This window comes from Altericroceibacterium indicum (genome assembly GCF_009828105.1).
GTDB classification, from domain to species: domain Bacteria; phylum Pseudomonadota; class Alphaproteobacteria; order Sphingomonadales; family Sphingomonadaceae; genus Altericroceibacterium; species Altericroceibacterium indicum.
The window spans coordinates 1-5,800 of the sequence record NZ_WTYQ01000010.1 but is presented as its reverse complement, the minus strand read 5'-3'; the positions used below and the strand labels follow the sequence as shown (position 1 = coordinate 5,800).

Annotated in this window: 3 tRNA genes and 3 rRNA genes; all 6 read left to right on the top strand. The window is 52.4% G+C overall.

Annotated elements, in window-relative coordinates:
• Positions 1–362 precede the first annotated feature (362 nt).
• Positions 363–1,851, top strand: a 16S ribosomal RNA gene (locus GRI39_RS14300).
• 207 nt (positions 1,852–2,058) lie between these two features.
• Positions 2,059–2,135: transfer RNA gene (locus tag GRI39_RS14295), tRNA-Ile, on the top strand.
• 20 nt (positions 2,136–2,155) lie between these two features.
• A tRNA-Ala gene (locus GRI39_RS14290) sits at positions 2,156–2,231 on the top strand.
• Positions 2,232–2,605: 374 nt separating this feature from the next.
• Positions 2,606–5,397 (top strand): 23S ribosomal RNA (locus GRI39_RS14285).
• A gap of 106 nt (positions 5,398–5,503) precedes the next feature.
• Positions 5,504–5,618 (top strand): 5S ribosomal RNA (gene rrf, locus GRI39_RS14280).
• The 16S, 23S and 5S rRNA genes sit together here with 3 tRNA genes alongside, the layout of an rRNA operon.
• Before the next feature lie 105 nt (positions 5,619–5,723).
• A tRNA-Met gene (locus GRI39_RS14275) sits at positions 5,724–5,800 on the top strand.

The window sequence follows — 5,800 nt, the reverse complement described above, 5'->3', positions numbered from 1 at the left end:
AAAAAAGTGTGTTGACCGAATCTGGGGTTAGTCCTAGAGGGGCTTCACCGACACGGGGACGGCGCTTCTGGCGCTACTGAGTTGGTCGCCAACATTGATGGGATAGCAATTCCCCTGGGATTTAATTTCAGGGACTGATTGCTGTCTTTGTTGTTGGGGTTCTTTGACATTGTTGATTGATTGATGAAGGGACATGTGGGCGACGGCGCCCGGTCCGGGGGTTTTAAGGCTCCGGATACCGGTATTTAAGTCGTTACCTTACATAGTCCTTCGTATCCATTACGTTTGATAGATGCAGGTAATCGGCTCCTTGAACGTTGGTATGATGGCTGGCTTTGGCTGGTTATTGTATTGATGCACTCAAACTTGAGAGTTTGATCCTGGCTCAGAACGAACGCTGGCGGCATGCCTAACACATGCAAGTCGAACGAACCCTTCGGGGTTAGTGGCGCACGGGTGCGTAACGCGTGGGAACCTGCCTTAAGGTTCGGAATAACAGTTAGAAATGACTGCTAATACCGGATGATGTCTTCGGACCAAAGATTTATCGCCTTAAGATGGGCCCGCGTTGGATTAGGTAGTTGGTGGGGTAAAGGCCTACCAAGCCGACGATCCATAGCTGGTCTGAGAGGATGATCAGCCACACTGGGACTGAGACACGGCCCAGACTCCTACGGGAGGCAGCAGTGGGGAATATTGGACAATGGGCGAAAGCCTGATCCAGCAATGCCGCGTGAGTGATGAAGGCCTTAGGGTTGTAAAGCTCTTTTACCAGGGATGATAATGACAGTACCTGGAGAATAAGCTCCGGCTAACTCCGTGCCAGCAGCCGCGGTAATACGGAGGGAGCTAGCGTTGTTCGGAATTACTGGGCGTAAAGCGCGCGTAGGCGGTCTATTAAGTCAGGGGTGAAATCCCGGGGCTCAACCCCGGAACTGCCCTTGAAACTGCTAGACTAGAATCTTGGAGAGGTCAGTGGAATTCCGAGTGTAGAGGTGAAATTCGTAGATATTCGGAAGAACACCAGTGGCGAAGGCGACTGACTGGACAAGTATTGACGCTGAGGTGCGAAAGTGTGGGGAGCAAACAGGATTAGATACCCTGGTAGTCCACACCGTAAACGATGATAACTAGCTGTCCGGGTTCACAGAACTTGGGTGGCGCAGCTAACGCATTAAGTTATCCGCCTGGGGAGTACGGTCGCAAGATTAAAACTCAAAGGAATTGACGGGGGCCTGCACAAGCGGTGGAGCATGTGGTTTAATTCGAAGCAACGCGCAGAACCTTACCAGCGTTTGACATCCCGATCGCGATGAGAGGAGACTCTTTTCTTCAGTTCGGCTGGATCGGTGACAGGTGCTGCATGGCTGTCGTCAGCTCGTGTCGTGAGATGTTGGGTTAAGTCCCGCAACGAGCGCAACCCTCATCCTTAGTTGCCATCATTTAGTTGGGCACTTTAAGGAAACTGCCGGTGATAAGCCGGAGGAAGGTGGGGATGACGTCAAGTCCTCATGGCCCTTACACGCTGGGCTACACACGTGCTACAATGGCGGTGACAGTGGGCAGCTAGTTCGCAAGAACATGCTAATCTCTAAAAACCGTCTCAGTTCGGATTGTTCTCTGCAACTCGAGAGCATGAAGGCGGAATCGCTAGTAATCGCGGATCAGCATGCCGCGGTGAATACGTTCCCAGGCCTTGTACACACCGCCCGTCACACCATGGGAGTTGGTTTCACCCGAAGGTAGTGCGCTAACTCGCAAGAGAGGCAGCTAACCACGGTGGGATCAGCGACTGGGGTGAAGTCGTAACAAGGTAGCCGTAGGGGAACCTGCGGCTGGATCACCTCCTTTCTAAGGATTAGTACGAAAGCGCCAGCCCTTGCGGTTGGAAGAGCTTCGCACTTTTTCAAAGAACATTGCCGTCGTCCTCATGTCCTTTCATCACTGGAGATTGTTACAGGCGCTTTACTGCGCATGTGATAAATGCCTGAGCTGGCTCACGCCGCCCGCGGCTTGGCAATTCTATTGTATAGAATTGAGAGCTTGTGATGGCGCGATGGGCCGGTAGCTCAGGTGGTTAGAGCGCACGCCTGATAAGCGTGAGGTCGTAAGTTCAACTCTTACTCGGCCCACCATAGATTTTAAAGTTTGGTAGGGGGCCTTAGCTCAGCTGGGAGAGCACCTGCTTTGCAAGCAGGGGGTCATCGGTTCGATCCCGATAGGCTCCACCATTTATGTGGCCTACCGCTGCGCTGCTTGAGGCGTTTAAGCGCCTATCGCTTACGCTACTTGAGGCGCATTCTTTACACTCCAGTGTATGAAATACATCTGATCCCGCCCGGCTTTGGCCAGGGTGTGGTAGCGAAGAGATCTGCTCTTCGCGTCTTTGACATTGTGAATGGGTTTTTAATCGATGCCGTGGCGCATGGATTTATATTGGTCTACGGACTGATGTGATCATGCGACACAACAGATATTTTATGTCTGGCTGAGATAACGTCCGCAACAAAAGCTACAGGTTAGTAGCATGGGTTTGAGGACTTGCTGGTTTATGCAAGCAGCAAGTTTTATCACTCTCAGGCCTGTCGTTGATGGTGTGGATTCTCAAGCGTGAGGTAAGAGCATTTGGTGGATGCCTAGGCATGTACAGGCGATGAAGGACGTGGCACGCTGCGATAAGCGTCGGGGAGTTGTGAGCAAACTTTGATCCGGCGATTTCCGAATGGGGAAACCCACCTTCACCATTTCTCTCGTTGTTCGAGCAATCGGATAATGAGCGAGGTGGATAGGGTATCACCTTAGTGAATATATAGCTTTGGTGAAGCGAACCCGGAGAACTGAAACATCTCAGTACCCGGAGGAAAAGACATCAACCGAGATTCCGTTAGTAGTGGCGAGCGAACGCGGACCAGGCCAGTGCTTCTCATTCAATTAACAGAACACTTTGGAAAGAGTGGCCATAGCGGGTGACAGCCCCGTATGTGAAAATGATGTGAGAAGACTCGAGTAGGGCGGGACACGTGAAATCCTGTCTGAACATGGGGGGACCACCCTCCAAGCCTAAATACTCGTACATGACCGATAGTGAACTAGTACCGTGAGGGAAAGGTGAAAAGCACCCCGATTAGGGGAGTGAAACAGTACCTGAAACCGAATGCTTACAAGCAGTTGGAGCCTCTTTAGGGGGTGACAGCGTACCTCTTGCATAATGGGTCAGTGACTTAATCTACCATGCAAGCTTAAGCCGATAGGTGTAGGCGCAGCGAAAGCGAGTCTGAATAGGGCGACAGAGTATGTTGGATTAGACCCGAAACCCGGCGATCTATGCATGACCAGGATGAAGGTGCGGTAACACGCACTGGAGGTCCGAACCGTTTAATGTTGAAAAATTATCGGATGAGTTGTGCTTAGGGGTGAAAGGCCAATCAAGCCGGGAAATAGCTGGTTCTCCGCGAAATCTATTGAGGTAGAGCGTCGGATGTATGCCGTTGGGGGTAGAGCACTGGATGGGCTAGGGGGTCGCGAGATCTACCAAACCTAACCAAACTCCGAATACCAACGAGTCTTATCCGGCAGACAGACGGCGGGTGCTAAGGTCCGTCGTCAAAAGGGAAACAGCCCTAACCTACAGCTAAGGTCCCCAAGTCATCACTAAGTGGGAAAGCATGTGGGAATCCCAAAACAACCAGGAGGTTGGCTTAGAAGCAGCCATCCTTTAAAGAAAGCGTAACAGCTCACTGGTCTAAATAAGGGTTCCTGCGGCGAAAATGTATCGGGGCTAAAGTGATGCACCGAAGCTTAGGGTTCAGAATTTATTCTGAGCGGTAGCGGAGCGTTCCGTAAGCGAGTGAAGCTCAAGGGTAACCGAGGGTGGACGTATCGGAAGTGCGAATGCTGACATGAGTAGCGATAAAGAGGGTGAGATGCCCTCTCGCCGAAAGACCAAGGGTTCCTACGCAATGCTAATCAGCGTAGGGTGAGCCGGCCCCTAAGACGAGCCCGAAGGGGGTAGTCGATGGGAACCACGTTAATATTCGTGGGCCTGAAGATGTGTGACGGATTGTGGAAGTTGTTCGATCTTAACGGATTGATCGGGCAGCCAAATAGTCCCAGGAAATAGCCTCTTCATATAGACCGTACCCGAAACCGACACAGGTGGTCAGGTAGAGTATACCAAGGCGCTTGAGAGAAGTATCCTGAAGGAACTCGGCAAATTGCCTCCGTACCTTCGGAAGAAGGAGGCCCTGTCTTAAGGCAACTTTTGGCAGGGGGCACAGGCCAGGGGGTAGCGACTGTTTATCAAAAACACAGGACTCTGCTAAGTCGGCTTCAAGACGACGTATAGGGTCTGACGCCTGCCCGGTGCTGGAAGGTTAAGAGGAGGAGTGCAAGCTCCGAATTGAAGCCCCAGTAAACGGCGGCCGTAACTATAACGGTCCTAAGGTAGCGAAATTCCTTGTCGGGTAAGTTCCGACCTGCACGAATGGCGTAACGACTTCCCCACTGTCTCCAGGATATGCTCAGCGAAATTGAATTCTCCGTGAAGATGCGGAGTACCCGCGGTTAGACGGAAAGACCCCGTGCACCTTTACTGCAGCTTCAGAGTGGCATTAGGAAAGAGCTGTGTAGCATAGGTGGGAGGCTTTGAAGCATTGGCGCCAGCCGATGTGGAGCCATAGGTGAAATACCACCCTGCTGTTTTCTGATGTCTAACTACGTACCGTGATCCGGTACTGGGACCCTCTGTGGCGGGTAGTTTGACTGGGGCGGTCGCCTCCTAAAGAGTAACGGAGGCGCGCGATGGTAGGCTCAGGACGGTTGGAAACCGTCTGCAAGAGTGCAATGGCATAAGCCTGCCTGACTGCGAGACCGACAGGTCGAGCAGAGACGAAAGTCGGTCATAGTGATCCGGTGGTCCCTCGTGGAAGGGCCATCGCTCAACGGATAAAAGGTACGCCGGGGATAACAGGCTGATGATTCCCAAGAGCTCATATCGACGGAATCGTTTGGCACCTCGATGTCGGCTCATCACATCCTGGGGCTGGAGCAGGTCCCAAGGGTTTGGCTGTTCGCCAATTAAAGTGGTACGTGAGCTGGGTTCAGAACGTCGCGAGACAGTTTGGTCCCTATCTGCCGTGGGCGTCGATACTTGAAAGGAGTTGCCCCTAGTACGAGAGGACCGGGGTGAACATACCTCTGGTGTACCTGTCATCCTGCCAAGGGTGCCGCAGGGTAGCTATGTATGGACGGGATAACCGCTGAAAGCATCTAAGCGGGAAGCCTCCCTTGAGATTAGGTATCTTAGAGTCGTGATAGACCATCACGTTGATAGGCCGGGTGTGGAAGTGCGGTAACGCATGAAGCTAACCGGTCCTAATAACTCTGTTCACGCTTGATGAATCCCACCATCAACGACAGGCCTGATAATCATCAGGCCCAAGTTGATCAAAGAACGTCATCACAGCCAGACAAACAAACATCGATTAACCCGCAGGCCACATTGCTTGGTGGCCATAGCGTCTGTGACCCACCCGATCCCATCTCGAACTCGGCCGTGAAACCAGACAGCGCCAATGGTACTAACGCTCAAGCGTTGGAAGAGTAGGACGTCGCCAGGCATTGTAGCCTGCGGGCAAAAACCCATCACAATACATCAAATGCCGCTGCCGGACAAAATCCGAGCGGCGGCTTTCGTGTCTCTAGTCACCAGAGATACAACACAACGCGGGGTGGAGCAGTCCGGTAGCTCGTCAGGCTCATAACCTGAAGGTCGTAGGTTCAAATCCTACCCCCGCAACCA